We start from the raw sequence: 17,538 nt of genomic DNA on the forward strand, positions 1-17,538 counted from the left end.
CGCCGGTTATCCGGCTGGCAGTGCCAGTTGGTCGAGCGGCACGTGGCCCAGGAAGCCGCCCTGGCTGTGTGCCGGCACGCCGTGCTCGATGGCGTGGGCAAAGCGGATGCCGGGGTCCGTTTCCAGCGTCGCCAGCACGCGCGCCACGTTCGGATAGCTTGCCAGGCTGGCCAGCTGCAGCGGTTCGGCCCAGCGCGCCGTGGCGGCCAGGTAGGCGTCGGCGATGCCTGGCGCCGTGTCCGAGGCCAGCCAGCTGCGGCCGGTCAGCAGGCGCTCCAGGTGGGCCAGGCTTTTGTTGACCTTTTCGATGGCCATCTCGCGCCAGACGGCCGCGCGCGCATCGCTTTCCGGCGCGCGCGCCGCCTGGAAGGCGGGCATGAAGGCCGCGTGAAACGTCGTGTGCAGGAAGGACAGCACGCTGTTCAGGCGGTCGTAGCCGGGCGTGCCTTGCGCATAGCCCAGGCCTTTGTGCGGCGCGCGGGCGGCGATGTGCAGCAGGATCGCCATGCTTTCCAGCAGCGGCGTGCCCGCGTGCGTGAGCAGGGCCGGCGTCTGGCCCAGGGGATTGATGGCGAGAAAGGCGGGATGCTGCTTGCTGGCCGGATCGCGCGCTTCCACGCGGGCCAGGCGATACGGCAAGCCGCTCCATTCGAGGGCGGCGATGGCGGCAAACGAGCAGCCGAACGGCACGCTGTAGATCAGGGTGGTTTCCAAGTCGAGACTCCATATGGGCTGAGGGAAGGGCAGTCTAGCCCCTGTGGTTACTATTTGGAAGAAGGCAGAATAATGTGGTATAGGTACATTTTTTATACCAGATAGGGCATGCACATGAAAGACAATGTCTCCGGCTGCGCCGTGGAAGAAGCCATGCGGTTGCTGGGCGGGCGCTGGCGCATCGTGCTGCTCAGCTATCTGATGGGGGGAGCGAAGCGCTTCAGTGAAATCCGCCGCGCCGTGCCGAATATCTCGCAACGCATGCTGACCCTGGACTTGCGCGCGCTGGAAGAGGCGGGCTTGCTGACGCGCACGGTCTACGCGGAAGTGCCCGTGAAGGTGGAATACCGGCTGACGGACGAGGGCCTGCGCCTGCGGGAACTGGTCGAGATGCTGCGCGCCATCGGCTTGCGCCTGCGGGGACAAGCGGACGGGGGCGGGGCTTTTCTCGCGCCCGATGCGGTGAATCATTCCCAATAGAAACAGCTGATTTGATGCAAAGTGCTAGACTGCCGGCCTTTGACCACGACTCTCGACACCCATGCGCCTGACTGCCTTTGCCCTGACCGCCGCCGCCCTGTTCACCACCTTGCCCGCGCAGGCGGCAACCATGCCGACACTCGAACAAATCCACGCCGCCGTGCAGGTGGGCGTGGCCAAGACCCAAGCCAAGATGCAATCGACTATGCCGGTACCGATCGCCGTCAAGGTCACCAGCTTGACCGGCTGCCAGGATTCGCAGGAAGTGCCAGGCGAAGTGGTGTGCCTGGTCGCCATGCGCGGGGGCATGCGCGATGCTTTCATGGTGCTGCCGTTGCGCAACGAGAACGGTACCTGGGTGGGTGTCGAGCGCAAGGACGCCAAGTTCGCGGGACCGTCGCCGGCCGAGGCGCAAGCGATGATACGCGCCTGGGCCAAGGAAGAAGTGGCGCGCAATCCGGAAGCGGCCAAGGATGTGCAGATGCAGGAAGCGCAGAGTACCATGCAAGTGAAAGCCGTCAACGAGTGCGAGGTCAAGCGCAAGACGGGCTACCTCGTGTGCGATACGGAATTGAGCGTGCCGAGCCGCCCTGACGGCATCAAGACGGAACTGACATTCATGTTGGAAGGCGCCGGCTGGCGCTACGTGCCCCGTTAAGCGCCGCGCCGTTTGCCGCCGGGACAGCCACACTGTTCCGGCGCCGCTCCCGCCATCCCCCTGCGGCCACGCTGCCGCCTGCAATATTTGCAGATTCGCAAGGCAATTTCGCAAGTAAAAATTGCCGATTTAAATTAATAATTAAATATTAAAATTAAGATATCGGTGCAGACTGCCGCCGGCTTCCTGCCGTCCTGCATTTGCCCGCTTCCCCGTGCCGGCACGGGCTACAGCCAAGGATCCGACCATGCGACTCAATCTTCCCGTCAGCGATACCGAGATCAATCTGAGCGATACCGAGACCATCGTCTCGACTACCGACTTGCAAGGCAATATCACGTATGCCAACCCGTATTTCATCGCCGTCAGTGGCTATAGCGCCGAGGAATTGATCGGCGCGCCGCAAAATATCCTGCGCCACCCGGACATGCCGGCGGAAGCGTTTGCCGATTTCTGGGCCACCATCCGTTCGGGGCGTTCGTGGAGCGGCATGGTGAAAAACCGCTGCAAGAATGGCGATTACTACTGGGTGCTGGCAAATGTCACGCCCGTGGTCGAGGATGGCGTGGCCGTCGGCTACATGTCCGTGCGCACCAAGCCCACGCGCCAGCAGGTGGCGCAGGCGTCCGCCCTGTACGCGCGCATCAAGGCGGGCCAGGCCGACGGCATCGTCATCAGCCAGGGTGCGGCCGTGCGCACGGGTTGGCTGGCCCGGCTGGCCAGCTTGCGCGATTTGCCGCTGGGCAAGCGCATCGGCTGGAACCTGGGCTTGCTGAGCCTGGTATTGCTGCTGCAGCTGGCGTGGAATGCGGGCGTGCTGCCGGCCGGCGCGGGCGGCTGGCTGACGGGCTTGTCCGTGGCGGCCTTGTGTGCAACCCTGTATTTCTGGCACAGCCTGCACCGTGCCGTGCTGCAGCCGCTGCAGCAGGCGCGCCAGGCTTGCGACGTGATGGCGGGTGGCGACCTGACGGGCGAGCTCGACACGACGCGGCGCGACGAGATGGGGCAATTGCTGCGTTCGCTGCGCCAGTTGCGCGTGAATCTGCACTCCATCGTGGGCGATGTGCGCGGTAATTTCTTGCGCATCAGCATGGCCAGCCAGGAAATCGCCGCCGGCAATATGGACTTGTCGGGGCGCACGGAAGCGCAGGCGTCCGCCCTGCAGCAGACGGCCTCGAGCATGGAGCAGCTGGCCGCCACGGTGCAGCAAAACAGCGGCAACGCCGTGCAGGCCAGCGACATGGCGGGCAAGGTGCATGGCCTGGCGGGGCGGGGCGGCGAGATCGTCGGCCAGATGGTGAACATGATGGCGGACATTGACGCCTCGTCGAAGAAGATCGGCGATATCACGGGCATCATCGAGGGCATCGCCTTCCAGACGAATATCCTGGCCTTGAACGCGGCCGTGGAAGCGGCGCGCGCGGGCGACCAGGGGCGGGGCTTTGCCGTCGTGGCGGGCGAAGTGCGCAGCCTGGCCCACCGCAGCGCGGCAGCCGCCACGGAAATCAAGCAATTGATCACGGCGTCGCTGGAGCAGGTGCAGGCGGGCGCGAAGCTGGCGCAGCAGGCGGGCGTCAGCAGCGCCGAGATGCTGGGCGCCGTGCAGGGCGTGCACGGCATCATGGAAGAGATCGCTTCCGCCTCGCGCGAGCAAAGCCACGGCATCGGCCAGGTCAACATGGCCGTCACGCAGATGGATGAAGTGACGCAGCAGAACGCGGCGCTGGTGGAGGAATCGGCGGCTGCTTCGGCGTCCTTGCAGGACCAGACCTTGCAGCTGGAGCAAGCGATGGCCTTGTTCAAGCTGGACCGGCGGCGCGGCGGTCAGGCAAGCGCCGCCACTTCCCCGCGCACGGGGGAGCGCCGCCGCGCTACAGCAGGCGCTCTGACAACGCCTTGAACGGGATCTTGCGCACGAGGAAGGCAAACGGCGGGGACAGGGGCGGCAACTGTCCCAGCAAACCGCAGTCGGCGCGCAAGGCCGTCAGTGCTTGCACCTGATCCAGATCAACGGGCAAGTCGATTTCGCCGAAGACCAGCTTGCCGTTGCGGGGCACGTGCGCGATGGCCGCATCCTGGCAGGCGAGAAAGGCGACGGCGTCGTGCCAGTTGCCGAATAGTTGCTGCCAATCCGTATCGAGCGCACGCTCCGCAGCGATGTCGGCCTGTACGTCCAGCGACGGGGCGCTGCCGGCGCCGCCGGCAATGCTGCAGCGGGCTTGCGTGGCAGTGACGTCCAGGGTCATGCCGGCAGCCAGGTGCGTGGGCAGGATATCGCTGAACAGCCGCGTGCCCAGCGCATGGGGCAGGCTATCCATGATGTTTTTCAGGAAGTAGACGCAGGGCACGGCGGGCGCGCCCGGCGGCGTGTGGTCCAGGTACAGGCGCCAGTTGCTTTGCAGGGGCGATGGCAGCAGGCGGCGCAGCGGGCCCGGCAGGGCAGGGCCGAAGTGCCCGTGGCGGTAGGTCAGCACCGTGAACGGCGTCTTGCCGTCGCGCTGCCACAAGGTCACGCCGGCGGGCAGCAGTTGCTGCGCGGCCTGCGCGTCGACGAGCCAGCTTACGTACACGACGTCGCGCACGTCGCTATGCAGGGTGACGAAAGGCAGGCGGGACAGGATGGCCTGGCGGACATCGGCAAAGTGCGTGCAGTTGGCGAGCGCGGCAAACAGGCGCCCCGGCCAGCCCGCGCGCGGGTGGCGGTAAGTGTTGTCTTGCAATGGAAAAGCTTTCGGGTGGAATACGGAAAGGTGCATACGCTTGCGCGGCAACGCCCGCCCACATCATCGCGCACAGCGCAGCTGATTTGGGCGGGCGTGACGATTACTGCATGTGCCAGCCGTGGCTGACGACGATGGACTGGCCGCTCAGTGCCGTCGACGGGAACGCCGCCAGGAAGATGGCCGTTTGCGCCACGTCCTGCGTGGTGGTGAATTCGCCGTCGATGGTTTCCTTCAGCATCACGTTCTTGATCACTTCCTCTTCCGTGATCTTCAGCTGGGCCGCCTGTTCGGGGATTTGCTTGTCGACCAGCGGCGTGCGCACGAAGCCGGGGCAGATGACGTTGGCGCGGATATGGTCTTTCGCGCCTTCCTTGGCCACCACCTTGGCCAGGCCCAGCAAACCGTGCTTGGCGGCCACATAGGCGCTCTTGAACGGCGAGCCTTCGTGCGAGTGCACGGAACCCATGTAGATGATGGCGCCGCCGCGGCCCGCCTTGATCATTTCGCGCATGCAGGCGCGCGTGGTGAGGAAGGCGCCGTCCAGGTGGATGGCCAGCATCTTTTTCCACTGGTCGAACGGGTAGTCGACGACGGGGCTGATGATCTGGATGCCCGCGTTGCTGATCAGGATATCGATGCCGCCGAAGTGGGCCGCGGCATCCGCCACGCCCTGGTCGACTTGTGCTTCGCTGGAAACATCCATGGCGACGGCAAATGCCTGGCCGCCCGATTGCTTGATTTCCTCGGCCGTCTTGCTGGCCGCTTCCAGGGCCAGGTCGGCGATGACGACCTTGGCGCCCTGTTTCGCGTATTCAATGGCCATTTCCTTGCCGATACCACTGGCGGCGCCGGTAATCAGTGCGACTTTGTCTTTGAGTTGCATATTAATCCTTTGCATTGCGGGTTGGAGTGATCGTGGGAGGTCAGACTATGCCAGTATAGCCAGAAAATGCGCCAGGCATGGCCCGCGCACGCCTATACGTCCGCTTGCCTGGCCTGCAATTCCTGCAGGCGCCAGGCGCCGGGATTGGTGCCCGTCCACACGCGAAACGCGTGGTTGAAGGCGCTCTGTTCCTGGTAGCCAAGCAGGAAGGCGATGTCGACCAGCGACAGGCCAGGCTGGCGCAGATAATCGCGCGCCAGGCCGTACCTGGCCTGGTCCAGCAGGGCCTGGAAACTGGTGCCCGCGTCGGCCAGCTTGCGCTGCAGGGTGCGCGGCGTGACGGCCAAGGCGGCGGCAACGGTGGCCAGCCGGGCGGAACCCTGGCGCAAGCCGCCCACGATGGCTGCATGCACCTGCGCTTCGATGCCGCCGCCCGTCCCCGCTTCGGCCTGGCGCTGCGCCAGCAGCTGTTCCGCATGCTGGCACAGCACGGGGTACAGGCTGACGTCCGCGTTCGGCACGGGCCAGTCCAGCAATTGCGCGTCGAAGGTGGCCGTGTTGGCGGGTGCGCCGAAGGCGGGCAGGCTGCCCAGCACGCGCACGTATTCGTCGCGGTGCGCCTCGTGGCGCAGCAGCTCGCCGCCGCCATCGTGCGTGAACGCCAGCTGGGCCGGCGGCAGCGGCATGCCCGCCAGCCAGTCGCCGCACACGCGGATGCCGGCAAAGACGCTGTCGACCAGGTGCCGGCTGGCGCCCGGGTAGTTGCTTGCCCAGCGGTAATGCGCGACGGCGCCGTCGCGCTGCAGGGTCGAGCGGCCCAGGTCGTGCGCCAGCCGTTCATAGCGGGCCGTCTGTTCCAGCGCCTGGCCCACGTTGCTGCAACTGAGCAGTATCAAACCGTAGGCGCTGTAGGTGCCCATGCGCACGCGCTGGCCCACGTGCAGGCCGAAATGCGCGTCGCCCGCCAGCTGGGCGCCCGCATCGAGCAGGCGCACGTAATCGCGCGCGGCCAGGCTGGCCGCGGACGCTTCCAGGTTGTGCGGCGCCACGCCGGCCGCCTGCGCCAGCGTGGCCGCTGCGATGCCGTGCGCGCTGGCCGCTTCCAGCAGCGGCTGCAGATAGGCGCCGGCGACCCGGCCTTCCGCGTGGTGGCTGTCAGTGCCTGGCATGATGGAACAATGCGATTGTCATGAAAAACCAATACCCCTGGCCTGTGGCGGCATATGCTGTTGATCTGGCAAGGACAGTATAGCAAGCCGCCGTGGCGCGCAACTGGGACTGCACAGGGGGAAACCGATGCAACGCTGGAATGGCTGGGGGGACGAGAGCGTCACGTACGCGCTGAGTGCGGAGGCGCTGGCATTCCTGGGCGAGCGCCTGGGGCTGGGCAGTCCCATTCACGACGCGACCTTTGACGACGCCTGCGCGCAGGTGCCCGCGTCGCGCCTGGCGCCGCATCCGCTGATCGATACCCGGCCTGCCACGCGCGTGCGCCATGCGCTCGGCCAAAGCCTGCCCGACTGGTTCAAGCTGCGCCACGGCCGCATCGGCGCGGTGCCCGATGGCGTGGCCTTTCCCGACAGCGCGCTGCAGGTGCGCCAGCTGCTCGAGTATGCGCGCCACGCCTGCGTGGCCGTGATACCGCACGGCGGCGGCACCAGTGTGGCCGGGCACCTGACGGTGGCGGCGGGGCCGCGTCCCGTGCTGTCGCTGAGCCTCCAGCGGCTGTCTGCGCTGGGCCACCTGGACCGCGAGGCGCAGCTGGCCACGTTCGGCGCGGGCGTCTACGGCCCCGACCTGGAAGCGCAGCTGCGCGCGCATGGCTATACGCTGGGCCACTATCCGCAGTCGTTCGAATACTCCACCCTGGGCGGCTGGATCGCCACGCGCTCGTCGGGCCAGCAATCATTGCGCTATGGCCGCATCGAGCAGCTGTTCGCGGGCGGCGAGGTGGAAACGCCTTGCGGCACCTTGACCATCCCCACGTTTCCCGCTTCGGCGGCCGGCATCGATCTGCGCGAAATGGTGCTCGGCTCCGAAGGGCGGCTGGGCATCCTGACGCAGGCCACCGTGCGCGTCTCGCCGCTGCCGCCCCATGAAGCGTTCCACGCCGTGTTTTTCCCCGACTGGGGCCAGGCACAGGCGGCCGTGCGGGCGCTGGCCCAGGCGCGCCTGCCCCTGTGCATGCTGCGCCTGTCGAACGCGCTGGAAACGCAGACCATGCTGACCCTGGCCGGCCACAAGAAGCTGGTGGGCCTGTTGGAGCGCTACCTGTCCCTGCGCGGTTGCGGCGACAGCAAATGCATGCTGATGGTGGGCGTCAGCGGGGAAGAAAAGCCGGCGCGCACGGCCCTGCGCGGCGCGCTGGCGCTGGCCCGCCGGCACAGGGGCGTGCACGTGGGGCGGCACATGGGCGACAAGTGGAAGCAGGGCCGCTTTCGCAATGTCTACCTGCGCAATGGCGCCTGGGAGCACGGTTACGTCATCGATACGGTGGAAACGGCCGTCGACTGGTCCCGCGTGGCGCCGATGATGGCGGCGCTGGAGCAGGCGGGGGCTGGCGCGCTGGCCGCGCACGGCGAGCAGGTGCACGCCTACACGCACCTGTCGCACGTGTATGCGCAGGGCGCCAGCGTCTACACCACGTATGTGTACCGGCTGGCGCCCACGTACGAGGAAAACATGGCGCGCTGGCGCAGCCTGAAGGATGCGGCCAGCGCCGCCATCGTGGCCAACGGCGGCACCATCAGCCACCAGCATGGCGTGGGCACGGACCACGCGCCGTGGCTGGCAGCGGAAAAGGGAGAGCTGGGCATCGCGGCCATGCGCGCGCTGTTCCGCCAGTTCGACCCGCAGGGCATGATGAACCCCGGCAAACTGCTGCCCGAAGCGGGAGGCGGCCTGTGAACGCCGCCGCGCCGCGCAGGGCGGATCTGCCTGGCGTGCTGGCGCGCGAATGGGATGTGCTGATCGTCGGCGGCGGCATCACGGGCGCCGGCATCCTGCTGGAAGCGGCCCGGCGCGGCTTGACGGCGCTGCTGGTGGAGCAGCGCGATTTCGCCTGGGGCACGTCGAGCCGCTCCTCGAAGCTGGTGCACGGCGGCTTGCGCTATCTGAAGCAGGGCCAGTTTGCGATGACGCGCGAGTCGGTGCATGAGCGGCAAGCCTTGCTGACGGATGCGGCAGGGCTGGTCGAGCCGCAAGGCTTTGCCTTCGGCGACTACGCCGGCAGGAAACCGGGCCGGCGCCAGTTCATGCTGGGGCTGGCCATCTATGACGTGATGGCGGGCCGGCGCGCGCGCCGCTATGTCGATGCGGCGGATTTTTGCATGCTGGCGCCGCACGTCCAGCGCGAAGGGCTGCGGGGCGGCATGCTGTACCAGGACGCCAAGACGGACGATGCGCGCCTGGTGCTGCGCGTGCTGCAGGAAGCGCGCCGCCATGGCGGCGTGGCCGTCAATTACCTGGGCGTGGCATCGCTGCTGCGCGAAGATGGCAAGGTCGTCGGCGCCACCTTGAACGATGCGCTCGATGGCGCAGTGTCCGCCGTGTGCGCGCGCCTGGTGATCAGCGCCACGGGCGCCTGGGCCGACGGCTTGCGCGGCCAGGCGGGAGAAAAACCGAAGCTGCGGCCCCTGCGCGGCAGCCATCTGCTGCTGCCCGCCTGGCGTTTGCCGCTGGCGCAGGCCGTCAGCCTGATGCATCCGCGCGATGGCCGCCCCGTCTTCGCCTATCCCTGGGAAGGCGTGACCCTGGTGGGCACCACCGATGTGGACCACCGCGCCAGCCTGGACCTGGAACCGGCCATCACGCGTGCCGAACTCGATTACCTGCTGGCGGCGCTGCGCTGGCAGTTTCCGCAGCTGGCGCTGGGCGAAGACGATGTGCTGGCCACGTTTGCCGGCGTGCGTCCCGTGATCGACAGCGGCCAGCTTGACCCGTCGAAGGAAGCGCGCGAACATGCGCTGTGGCTGGAAAACGGCTTGCTGACGGTGGCGGGCGGCAAGCTGACGACGTTCCGCGTGATCGCCCTCGACGCGCTGCGCCAGGCCGCGCCGCTGCTGCCGGGCTGGCAGGCGGATTTGCGTCCGCAACCCATTTTCGATGCCGCGCCGCCCCTGTCGGGCAAGGCCCTGGCGCTCGATGGCGAACAGCGCGCGCGCTTGCTGGGCCGCCATGGCGCGGCCGCGCAGGCGCTGTGCGATGCGGCGCACGAGGGCGAGCTGGCGCCGGTTCCCGGCACGCAGACCCTGTGGGCGCAGCTGCGCTGGGGCGCGCGCAGCGAGGACGTGCAGCACCTGGACGACCTGCTGCTGCGGCGCACGCGCCTCGGTTTGCAGCTAGCCGGCGGCGCGCTTGCTATCATGCCGCGCCTGCGCAGCATCTGCCAGCGCGAACTGGGGTGGGATGATGTACGCTGGGATGCGGAGCAGGCGCGCTACCTGGCCCTGTGGCGCAGTCATTACAGCGTGCCGCAAGGCGAATGACGCAATGATAAAAACAGCAGCGATACAAGCAACGATAAAAATATAAAAGAGGAGAGCATCATCGAGACCACCTTGTTTGGCCAGCCCCTGGCGCTGGGCGATGCCCGCATCACCTATGACAGCCTGTCGCCGCTGGACCTGCGCCAGAGCGTGGCCGCCCTCGTCGACGACCTGGGGGAGGACCTGCTGCAGATCACGTGCGCGAATGGCGACATCGTCGACGTGGGCTGGTATCCGGCCTGGCATGCGCAGGGGCGCTTGCGCGTGGTGGCCGTGCGGGGACAGGACTGGGAAGCGCCCGTGTTCAGCGCGCAGCCGGAAAAAGATCCGCAGGCGCTGCTGCAGGCGCTGCGCGCCGCGCTGGCCAGCGTGGCCTGAGCCATGGCTGCCGCACAGGGCAATGGCCCGTATATCCTCTCCATCGATAACGGCACGCAAAGCGTGCGCGCGCTGCTGTTCGACCGAGACGGCACGCTGGCGGCCAAGGCGCAAGTCTTCCTCGAACCGTATTACTCCGAGCACCCGGGCTGGGCCGAGCATGACGCCGACGGCTACTGGCAAGCCGTGTGCGAAGCGTGCCAGCAGCTGTGGCGCGGCACGGACATCGCCAGATCCTCGGTGGCCGGCGTGGCCGTCACCACGCAGCGCGGCACGGTGGTCAATGTGGACCGGGAGGGCCAGCCTTTGCGGCCCGCCATCACCTGGCTGGACCAGCGCAGCACGCACCAGATTCCCCAGCTGGCGCCGTGGTGGCGCGCCGCTTTCCGCGTCACGCGCCTCGATGGCACGATTGCGTATTTCCGCCGCGAGGCCGAAATCAACTGGATCAGCGCGCACCAGCCCGACATCTGGCGCCGCACGCATAAATTCCTGCTGCTGTCGGGTTTTCTGAATCACCGCCTGTGCGGCAATTACGTCGATTCGACGGGATCGCAAGTGGCCTACATCCCGTTCGACTACAAGCGCCACGCGTGGGCCGGGCGCTTCGACTGGAAATGGCAGGCGCTGGCGATTCAACGCGCCATGCTGCCCGAGCTGGTGACGCCGGGCACGCGCATGGGCGCCATCACGGCCGCTGCGGCCGCGGCGACGGGCATCCCGGAAGGTACCCCCTTGCTGGCGGCGGCCGCCGACAAGGCGTGCGAAGTGCTGGGCGCCGGCTGCGTGGAGCCGCACGTGGCGTGCCTGAGCTACGGCACCACGGCCACCATCAACACGACCAACCGCAAGTACGTGGAAGTGACGCGCTTCATCCCGCCGTATCCGGCCGCCATGCCGGGCGCCTACAGCACGGAAGTGCAGATCTTCCGCGGCTACTGGATGGTCAACTGGTTCAAGGAGCAGTTCGGCGACCGCGAACGGGCCGCCGCGGCCGAAGACGGCACGGGTTTGTCCGCCGAGGCGCTGTTCGACCGCCTGGTCGAGGCTGTGCCGCCCGGTTCCATGGGTCTGATGCTGCAGCCGTACTGGAGCCCCGGCATCAAGGTGCCGGGACCGGAAGCGAAGGGCGCCATGATCGGCTTTGGCGACGTGCACACGCGCGCACACATCTACCGCGCCATCCTCGAAGGCCTGGCGTATGCGCTGCGCGAAGGCAAGGAGCGCATCGAGCAGCGCAGCGGCATTGCCATCACGGAGCTGCGCATCGCGGGCGGCGGCTCGCAAAGCGACGCGGCCATGCAGCTGACGGCCGATATCTTCGGCTTGCCCGCCGCGCGCGCTCACGTGTATGAAAGCTCGGGCCTGGGCGCCGCCATCGCCGCCGCCGTGGGCCTGGGCTGGCATGCGGATTTCCCCGCCGCCGTGCAGGCCATGACGCGCAAGGGCAGGGTGTTCCAGCCCCATCCCGAACACAGCCAGACTTACGAGCAGCTGTACCGGCGCGTGTACCGCAAGATGTATGCGCGGCTGCAGCCCCTGTACCGCGAGATTGCCGACATCACCGGCTATCCTGAATAAGCAGCCATCAAATCGTATTGCGAATCATTCGCATTGAGGTTATGATGTGTTCCGCATTTCACTAAGGCAATACATCCCCGGTGAGTGCGCTACGCCGCCGGCCACGCGCCGGCGCGTTTTCGCGCGGGCAGAATGCCGCCGCCACGCTCCCTTCAACGCCGCCGCTTGATCGTGCACTGTCTGTTCCCTCTGCCCAGCATTTTTTCATTCCAGAAGCATGAAGTAGTGAGCAACCCCAGGCAAGGATAGCAATGAAGATCAGCAGCAAACAAGGATGGTGCGCCACGGCGCGTACGGGCGGATTGACGCCGATGGCCGCCGCGCTGGCACTGGTGCTGGGCAGCGTGGGCGGCAGCGCCTGGGCGGCCGACAAGGCCGGCAAGGACGACGCGGCAAAGAACGACACGCAGATGCCCGCCATCAGCGTGTTTGGCGACGCCATCAGCGCCGGCACGGCCGGACGTTCGTACATCAGCAGCGCCGACATCGAACGCCAGCAAGCGGACAACGTGGCCTCGCTGCTCGACACCTTGCCCGGCGTGGACCTGGCCGGCACGGCCCGTCCCAGCGGCCAGAGCCTCAATATCTGGGGCTTCAATAAAGTCCAGGACGTGAAGGTCATCCTCGACGGCGTGCCCAAGGGGTTCGAAAAATACCGCCAGGGTTCCATCTTCATCGAGCCTGAGCTGATCAAGCAGATCGAAGTGAACAAGGGTGCGCATACCAGCCTGTATGGCAATGGCGGCTTCGGCGGCGTCATCACGGTCGAGACCAAGGATGCGCAGGACTTGCTGGAAGGCGGCGAGAACGTGGGCGCCATGGTGAAGTATTCGCGCCACTCGAACAATGGGGAAAACGACGCCACCGTGGCCGTCTACGGCCGCACGGCCGATGGCCGCTTCGATGCGATGGCGTTTACCACGCAGCGCAAGTCGGACGATTTGCGCAAACCCGATGGCAAGCCTTTCCGCTTTTCCGCCATCGATGCGCCATCGAGTCTGGCGAAACTGAATATCCGGTTGACGCCGGAGCAGCTGCTGACCCTGACGGCGATGAAGAGCGGCAGCACGGGCTGGGGCCCGTTCGCCGCCATGGGCGAGGACGTGCCCACGCCGACCGAGGCGGAAATCAGGAAGTACGGGCTGGAAGAGGCGTGGCAGCGCAAGGCCGTGTACCGCGACCAGAACGACGACACGTATTCCGTGAAATGGCAGTATGCGCCGCAGGACAACCCGTGGATCAAGCTGACGGCCAGCGCCGGCTATTCGCACACGGACCAGCATGACAAGCGCCTGCCATCGGCGTCGCTGGGTTCCTACCTGGGGTCGCTGGGCAACGAGAGCTGGGCTTCGTATGTGGACCGCATCGCCGAAGTGCGCAACGAAAGCGTGTTTTCCACGGGCGCCGTATCGCACGTGCTGCAAACGGGCCTGCAATGGCACAAGAACGTGCGCGACACCCTGATGTACTACCCGTCGTCGACGGCGCTGAAGGACCCCACGTATAACTATGGCTATTTCCAGCCCTACTACATGCCGGCCGGGCGCCAGGAGACCACGGGCCTGTATCTGCAGGACGCGATGACCTATGGCAGCGTCACCTTGACGGCGGCGCTGCGCCATGACCGTGTCGTTTCCGAGGGCGTGCCGAACAAGGCGTCGCGCTACAACAGCCCGCTGCCCGAGGCGGGCCACGATTTCCGCGAAAAGGCGCACGAGGACTGGTCGCCCCGCCTGGGCCTGTTCTGGAAGGCGTCCGGCACGCTGGCGCTGTTCGGCGACTTGAGCCGCACCTGGCGCGCGCCGACGATCGACGAGATGTATTCGAATGAATACTATGTCTCGTCCAGGCTTGGTTCATCCACGCCGGGCACCAGCCGCGACCTGGCCGTGGAGCGGGTGACAGCCGTGCGCATGGGCGCCATGCTGCACCACCAGAACGTGTTCATGGAACGCGACGACGTGCAGCTGCGCCTGACTGCCTACCGCAACAAGGTCAGCGACAACATCGGCCCGCGCCTGGGCATCCTGATCGAAGGCTATGTGCCGGGATCGGGCAAGGTGCCGCCGGCCCTGTCCGACTACCGCAACCTGGCCGGCTTCCATACGCAGGGCGTGGAAGTCGAGTCCTATTACAACTCGCCGCGCCTGTTTGCCAGCGCCTCGCTGTCGAAGCAGCGCGGCACGCGCACCGGATCGCAGCGCGACCCGTGGGGCGCGGACGAACCCGTGTCGACGATCGCGCCGGACAAGCTGATGGCGGGCCTGGGCTGGCGCATGCCGGACCTGGGCGCCAGCATCGGCTGGCAGGGCCGCTTCGTGGCCAAACAGGACCGTGTCCTGCCGGTGGGCAATGTGTACCGCTTGCCGCCGTCGAAAGGCTATGCGCTGCACACCCTGTTCGCTGCGTGGAATGGCCGGCAGGGCATCTGGCGCGGCACGGAAGTGCGGCTGACGGTCGACAATGTCTTCAACCGCAATTACATGCCCTACCTGAGCGAGGCGGTGACGGGCGTGGGACGCAATGCAAAGCTGAGTGTGTCGAGGAAGTTCTGATTTGCGTCAAGAATGGCGGGCCGGAGACGCGGGCCTGAGAAAATGCCGATGGCAGCGTTGCAGCTCCTTGCCCTCGCTATTTTTCAGGCCCGCTTGGCCCGGGCCCGACAACATCACCGCAGCACCAGCGCCTTGACCGTCTCCCAGGCCGTGCTGCCCGACTGCATGGCGCGCACCTGGTTGCGGCCTCCTTCCTTGGCCGCGTACAGGGCGCGGTCGGCGGCGACGAACAGGGCCTTGCGGTCGTCCAGCTGGTGCGGCTCGATGGTGGCCACGCCGATGCTGACGGTGATCCACGGCGAGGTGCTGGAGCGCGGGTGCGGCAGTTGCAGCGCTTCGATGTGCGTGCGGATGGCCTCGGCCAGCAGCATGGCGTTGCCGGCGTCCGTGTCGGCGAACAGCAGGACGAATTCCTCGCCACCGTAGCGGGCCGCCAGGTCGCCCGGGCGCGCGGCGTGCGAATCGATGGCTTGCGCCACCTGCTGCAGGCAGCTGTCGCCGGCCGGGTGGCCCAGGCTGTCGTTGTACAGCTTGAAATGGTCGACGTCGAGCACCACCAGCGACAGGGCGCTGCCGCCACGCACGGCGCGCTGCCACTCTTTTTCCAGGAAGCTGTCGAAATGCCGGCGGTTGGCGATCTTCGTCAGCGGGTCGAGATAGGCGGCGCGCTGCAGCGCGTCTTCCGACTGCTTGTGGTGCGTGATGTCGTGCAGCAGGCCGATATACAGGGGCTGGCGCAGATACATGGGCGTCAGGGTCAGGTCCATGCTGAGCGCCTCGCCGTTACGGTGGCGGATGGCCACTTCGCGCGTGCCGTGGTTGTGCGCCGTCTCCGGATTGGCCGCGTACATGGCGAAGTAATCGAGGTATTCCTGCGTCACGAGAGGGCTGAGCAGCTCGGCGATGGAGCGCCCGGCCAGTTCGTTTTCGCGGTAGCCCAGGTACTGGTCGCAGGCGGGATTGGTGTACTGGATGCGGCCATCGGCCTCGATGATCAGCAAGCCCTCGGCCATGTTGTTGACGATGGTGCGCAGGCGCTCGGCCTGTTCCTGCTGCGTTTCATTGTTGCTGCGGATTTGCAGCTGGGCGCGCACGCGCGCGCACACTTCGGCCATGCGCAGCGGCTTGCCGATGTAATCGACGGCGCCGCAGTCGAAGCCGGCCACCACGTCTTCCGTCTCCGTCTTGGCGCTCATGAAGATGACGGGGATGCGCTGCGTCAGCGGGTGCTGCTTGAGGCGGCGGCAGGTTTCGATGCCATCCATGTCCGGCATCAGCACGTCGAGCAGGATCAGGTCGGGATGGGCGCGCTGGGCGATGGCCAGCGCCCGTTCGCCGGACGTGGCGACATAGGTTTGATACCCCTGTTCGCTCATCAGCTTGCGCAGCAGCTCAAGGTTGGCCGGCGCATCATCGACAATCAAAATGGCGGCTACACGCCGCTGGGAATGCCCCACACTGCCTGGACTCATTGCTTCCGGCCTTCTCGGATGTATTCTGCGATGCCAGCAGTTGCTGCACTTTCGGCGCTGCCGAAGCCCTGCATGCCGTGGCCGCCGCGGATGGCGGCAGGCAGGGTGGCAGCGGGAGTGTGGCCCTGGCCGCAGACCGCGGACCGTGAGCGCATGTACACGTGCAGTCAAAGGCTGACCGGGTTCAAATCTGATACAGCGCTCAAATCATACCGCTTTGCTAATTTTTTGGGTGAAAAATCGCTGCCGAGCGAGGCGATGAAATATTATTTTTATGCTACTTTTAAAAATAAATACACGAAGTTGCTGTCGTGAACGCGGATTTTAGGCGGAATAGATGCGTGCCCGTTGACGCCCGGGCAGCAGGGATGCGCCCCGCGGCATGCGGGGCGCAAGGGAGGCAATTACATTTTTGCGGCGATCAGCTTGCCCAGGATGGCGATGCCTTCGCGGATGCGTTCCGGCGGCACCGTCACGAACGACAGGCGCAAGGTGTGCGTGTCCGGCGTGTTCGCGTAGAACGGCGCGCCCGGCACGAAGGCCACCTTGTTGGCGATGGCTTCGTCGAGCAGTTGCATCGCATCGATGTGTTTCGGCAGGGTGACCCAGATGAACATGCCGCCTTCCGGTTTCGTCCAGGTGACGCCGGCCGGGAAGTGCTCTTCCAGCGCCGACAGCATGGCCTGGCACTGGTTGCCGTACAGGCTGCGGATGCTGGGGATATGGCGGTCCAGGAAGCCATCCTTGATCACTTCATGCACGACCATCTGCGTCAGCTGCGAGGTGTGCAGGTCGGCTGCCTGCTTGGCCAGTTCCAGGCGGCGCACCAGCGGCATCGGCGCCACCACGTAGCCCAGGCGGATGCCGGGCGTGAGCACTTTCGAGAACGAACCCATGTAGATCACGCCGTCCGGATTCATGTTGATCATCTTCGGATACGGCTCGCCGCTGTAGCTGAGGGCGCCGTACGGATCATCCTCGATCAGGGGCAGGCCGTGGCGGGCGCAGGTTTCCACCAGTTCCACGCGGCGCGCCACGGACAGGCTGCGGCCCGTGGGGTTCTGGAAGTTCGGCAGCGCGTACAACAGGCGCGCGCCCTCGGCGACGGGGTTGACCGACGACGGCACCAGGCCTTCGTCATCGGTGTCGACGGAAACGAATTCGGGACGGTAGACGGAAAACGCCTGCAGGGCGCCCAGGTAGCTGGGGGTTTCCACCAGGACCTTGCTGCCTTCGTCGATCAGGACCTTGCCCAGCAAGTCCAGCGCCTGCTGCGAGCCGGACGTCATCAGCACCTGTTCCGGCGCGATGGTGCTGCCAGTACTGGAGAGCGAGTCGGCGATCCACTGGCGCAGCGGCAGGTAGCCGTCGGTGGGACCGTATTGCAGGGCCACCTTGCCATTGTTCGACAGGACCTTGTCGAAGGCCGTCTTCATTTCTTCCACAGGGAAGGTGGCGGGCGAGGGCAGGCCGCCGGCAAACGAGATGATCTCGGGACGCTGCGTGATCTTCAGGATTTCGCGGATGAACGAGCTTTGCAGCTGTTCCGCGCGTTCGGCAAAGCGCCATTGGATCGGATTCGGATTTTCAATTTTCATACGAGTCTC

General features: G+C 66.3%; 15 protein-coding genes. 9 read left to right on the forward strand and 6 right to left on the reverse strand.

Features of this window, described 5'->3' with window-relative positions:
* Positions 1 to 6 precede the first annotated feature (6 nt).
* Positions 7 to 714 (reverse strand): glutathione S-transferase family protein, encoded by a 708-nt coding sequence (locus GCN75_RS11125; protein WP_152282581.1) that lies wholly within the window; start codon positions 712 to 714, stop codon positions 7 to 9.
* Between the two features lie 114 nt (positions 715 to 828).
* Between GCN75_RS11125 and GCN75_RS11130 the strand changes: the two genes are divergently transcribed.
* The 3 genes from GCN75_RS11130 to GCN75_RS11140 all read left to right on the forward strand — a co-directional run bounded on the left by GCN75_RS11130 (position 829) and on the right by GCN75_RS11140 (position 3,752).
* A complete protein-coding gene (locus tag GCN75_RS11130; RefSeq protein WP_152282582.1) occupies positions 829 to 1,194 on the forward strand; it encodes a winged helix-turn-helix transcriptional regulator in 366 nt (121 codons plus the stop codon).
* A gap of 61 nt (positions 1,195 to 1,255) precedes the next feature.
* The gene (locus GCN75_RS11135) at positions 1,256 to 1,852 is read left to right on the forward strand and encodes a hypothetical protein (RefSeq protein WP_152282583.1); all 597 of its coding nucleotides are present in this window, start codon (positions 1,256 to 1,258) and stop codon (positions 1,850 to 1,852) included.
* 247 nt (positions 1,853 to 2,099) lie between these two features.
* Positions 2,100 to 3,752 (forward strand): methyl-accepting chemotaxis protein, encoded by a 1,653-nt coding sequence (locus tag GCN75_RS11140; RefSeq protein WP_152282584.1) that lies wholly within the window; start codon positions 2,100 to 2,102, stop codon positions 3,750 to 3,752.
* Here the strand turns inward: GCN75_RS11140 and GCN75_RS11145 are convergent.
* From GCN75_RS11145 to GCN75_RS11155, 3 genes are all read right to left on the reverse strand, one after another.
* Positions 3,724 to 4,608, reverse strand: a complete 885-nt coding sequence (locus GCN75_RS11145) for a DUF2071 domain-containing protein (RefSeq protein ID WP_226941293.1) — start codon at positions 4,606 to 4,608, stop codon at positions 3,724 to 3,726. The genes GCN75_RS11140 and GCN75_RS11145 overlap by 29 nt on opposite strands.
* 67 nt (positions 4,609 to 4,675) lie before the next feature.
* Entirely contained in the window at positions 4,676 to 5,458 is a 783-nt protein-coding gene (locus tag GCN75_RS11150; protein WP_152282585.1) for a 3-hydroxybutyrate dehydrogenase, read from the reverse strand.
* A 92-nt stretch (positions 5,459 to 5,550) separates the two neighbouring features.
* Entirely contained in the window at positions 5,551 to 6,627 is a 1,077-nt protein-coding gene (locus GCN75_RS11155) for an AraC family transcriptional regulator (RefSeq protein ID WP_152282586.1), read from the reverse strand.
* Between the two features lie 127 nt (positions 6,628 to 6,754).
* Here GCN75_RS11155 and GCN75_RS11160 point away from each other — a divergent pair, with 127 nt between their 5' ends.
* The 5 genes from GCN75_RS11160 (at position 6,755) to GCN75_RS11180 (ending at position 14,459) form a co-directional block, all read left to right on the forward strand.
* A complete protein-coding gene (locus GCN75_RS11160; RefSeq protein ID WP_152282587.1) occupies positions 6,755 to 8,365 on the forward strand; it encodes an FAD-binding oxidoreductase in 1,611 nt (536 codons plus the stop codon).
* Entirely contained in the window at positions 8,362 to 9,945 is a 1,584-nt protein-coding gene (locus GCN75_RS11165) for a glycerol-3-phosphate dehydrogenase/oxidase (protein WP_152282588.1), read from the forward strand. Before GCN75_RS11160 ends, GCN75_RS11165 begins: the two co-directional genes overlap by 4 nt.
* Before the next feature lie 72 nt (positions 9,946 to 10,017).
* Complete coding sequence (locus GCN75_RS11170) at positions 10,018 to 10,323, forward strand: hypothetical protein (RefSeq protein WP_152282589.1); 306 nt, start codon at positions 10,018 to 10,020, stop codon at positions 10,321 to 10,323.
* Positions 10,324 to 10,326: 3 nt separating this feature from the next.
* Complete coding sequence (locus GCN75_RS11175; protein ID WP_152282590.1) at positions 10,327 to 11,904, forward strand: FGGY-family carbohydrate kinase; 1,578 nt, start codon at positions 10,327 to 10,329, stop codon at positions 11,902 to 11,904.
* A 251-nt stretch (positions 11,905 to 12,155) separates the two neighbouring features.
* Entirely contained in the window at positions 12,156 to 14,459 is a 2,304-nt protein-coding gene (locus GCN75_RS11180) for a TonB-dependent hemoglobin/transferrin/lactoferrin family receptor (RefSeq protein WP_152282591.1), read from the forward strand.
* A gap of 113 nt (positions 14,460 to 14,572) precedes the next feature.
* Here the strand turns inward: GCN75_RS11180 and GCN75_RS11185 are convergent, their stop codons facing one another.
* Entirely contained in the window at positions 14,573 to 15,931 is a 1,359-nt protein-coding gene (locus GCN75_RS11185) for a diguanylate cyclase domain-containing protein (RefSeq protein ID WP_152282592.1), read from the reverse strand.
* On the opposite strand from GCN75_RS11185, the gene GCN75_RS11190 reads away from it, so the two are divergent.
* Positions 15,815 to 16,246: a hypothetical protein gene (locus tag GCN75_RS11190; RefSeq protein ID WP_193317468.1), complete on the forward strand. Its 432-nt coding sequence runs from the start codon at positions 15,815 to 15,817 to the stop codon at positions 16,244 to 16,246. The genes GCN75_RS11185 and GCN75_RS11190 overlap by 117 nt on opposite strands.
* An 89-nt stretch (positions 16,247 to 16,335) precedes the next feature.
* On the opposite strand, the gene GCN75_RS11195 is transcribed toward GCN75_RS11190, so the two are convergent.
* The gene (locus GCN75_RS11195) at positions 16,336 to 17,529 is read right to left on the reverse strand and encodes an aminotransferase-like domain-containing protein (RefSeq protein ID WP_152282594.1); all 1,194 of its coding nucleotides are present in this window, start codon (positions 17,527 to 17,529) and stop codon (positions 16,336 to 16,338) included.
* Positions 17,530 to 17,538 lie beyond the last annotated feature (9 nt).

This window comes from Janthinobacterium violaceinigrum, assembly GCF_009208555.1.
Taxonomy (GTDB): Bacteria; Pseudomonadota; Gammaproteobacteria; order Burkholderiales; family Burkholderiaceae_D; genus Janthinobacterium; species Janthinobacterium violaceinigrum.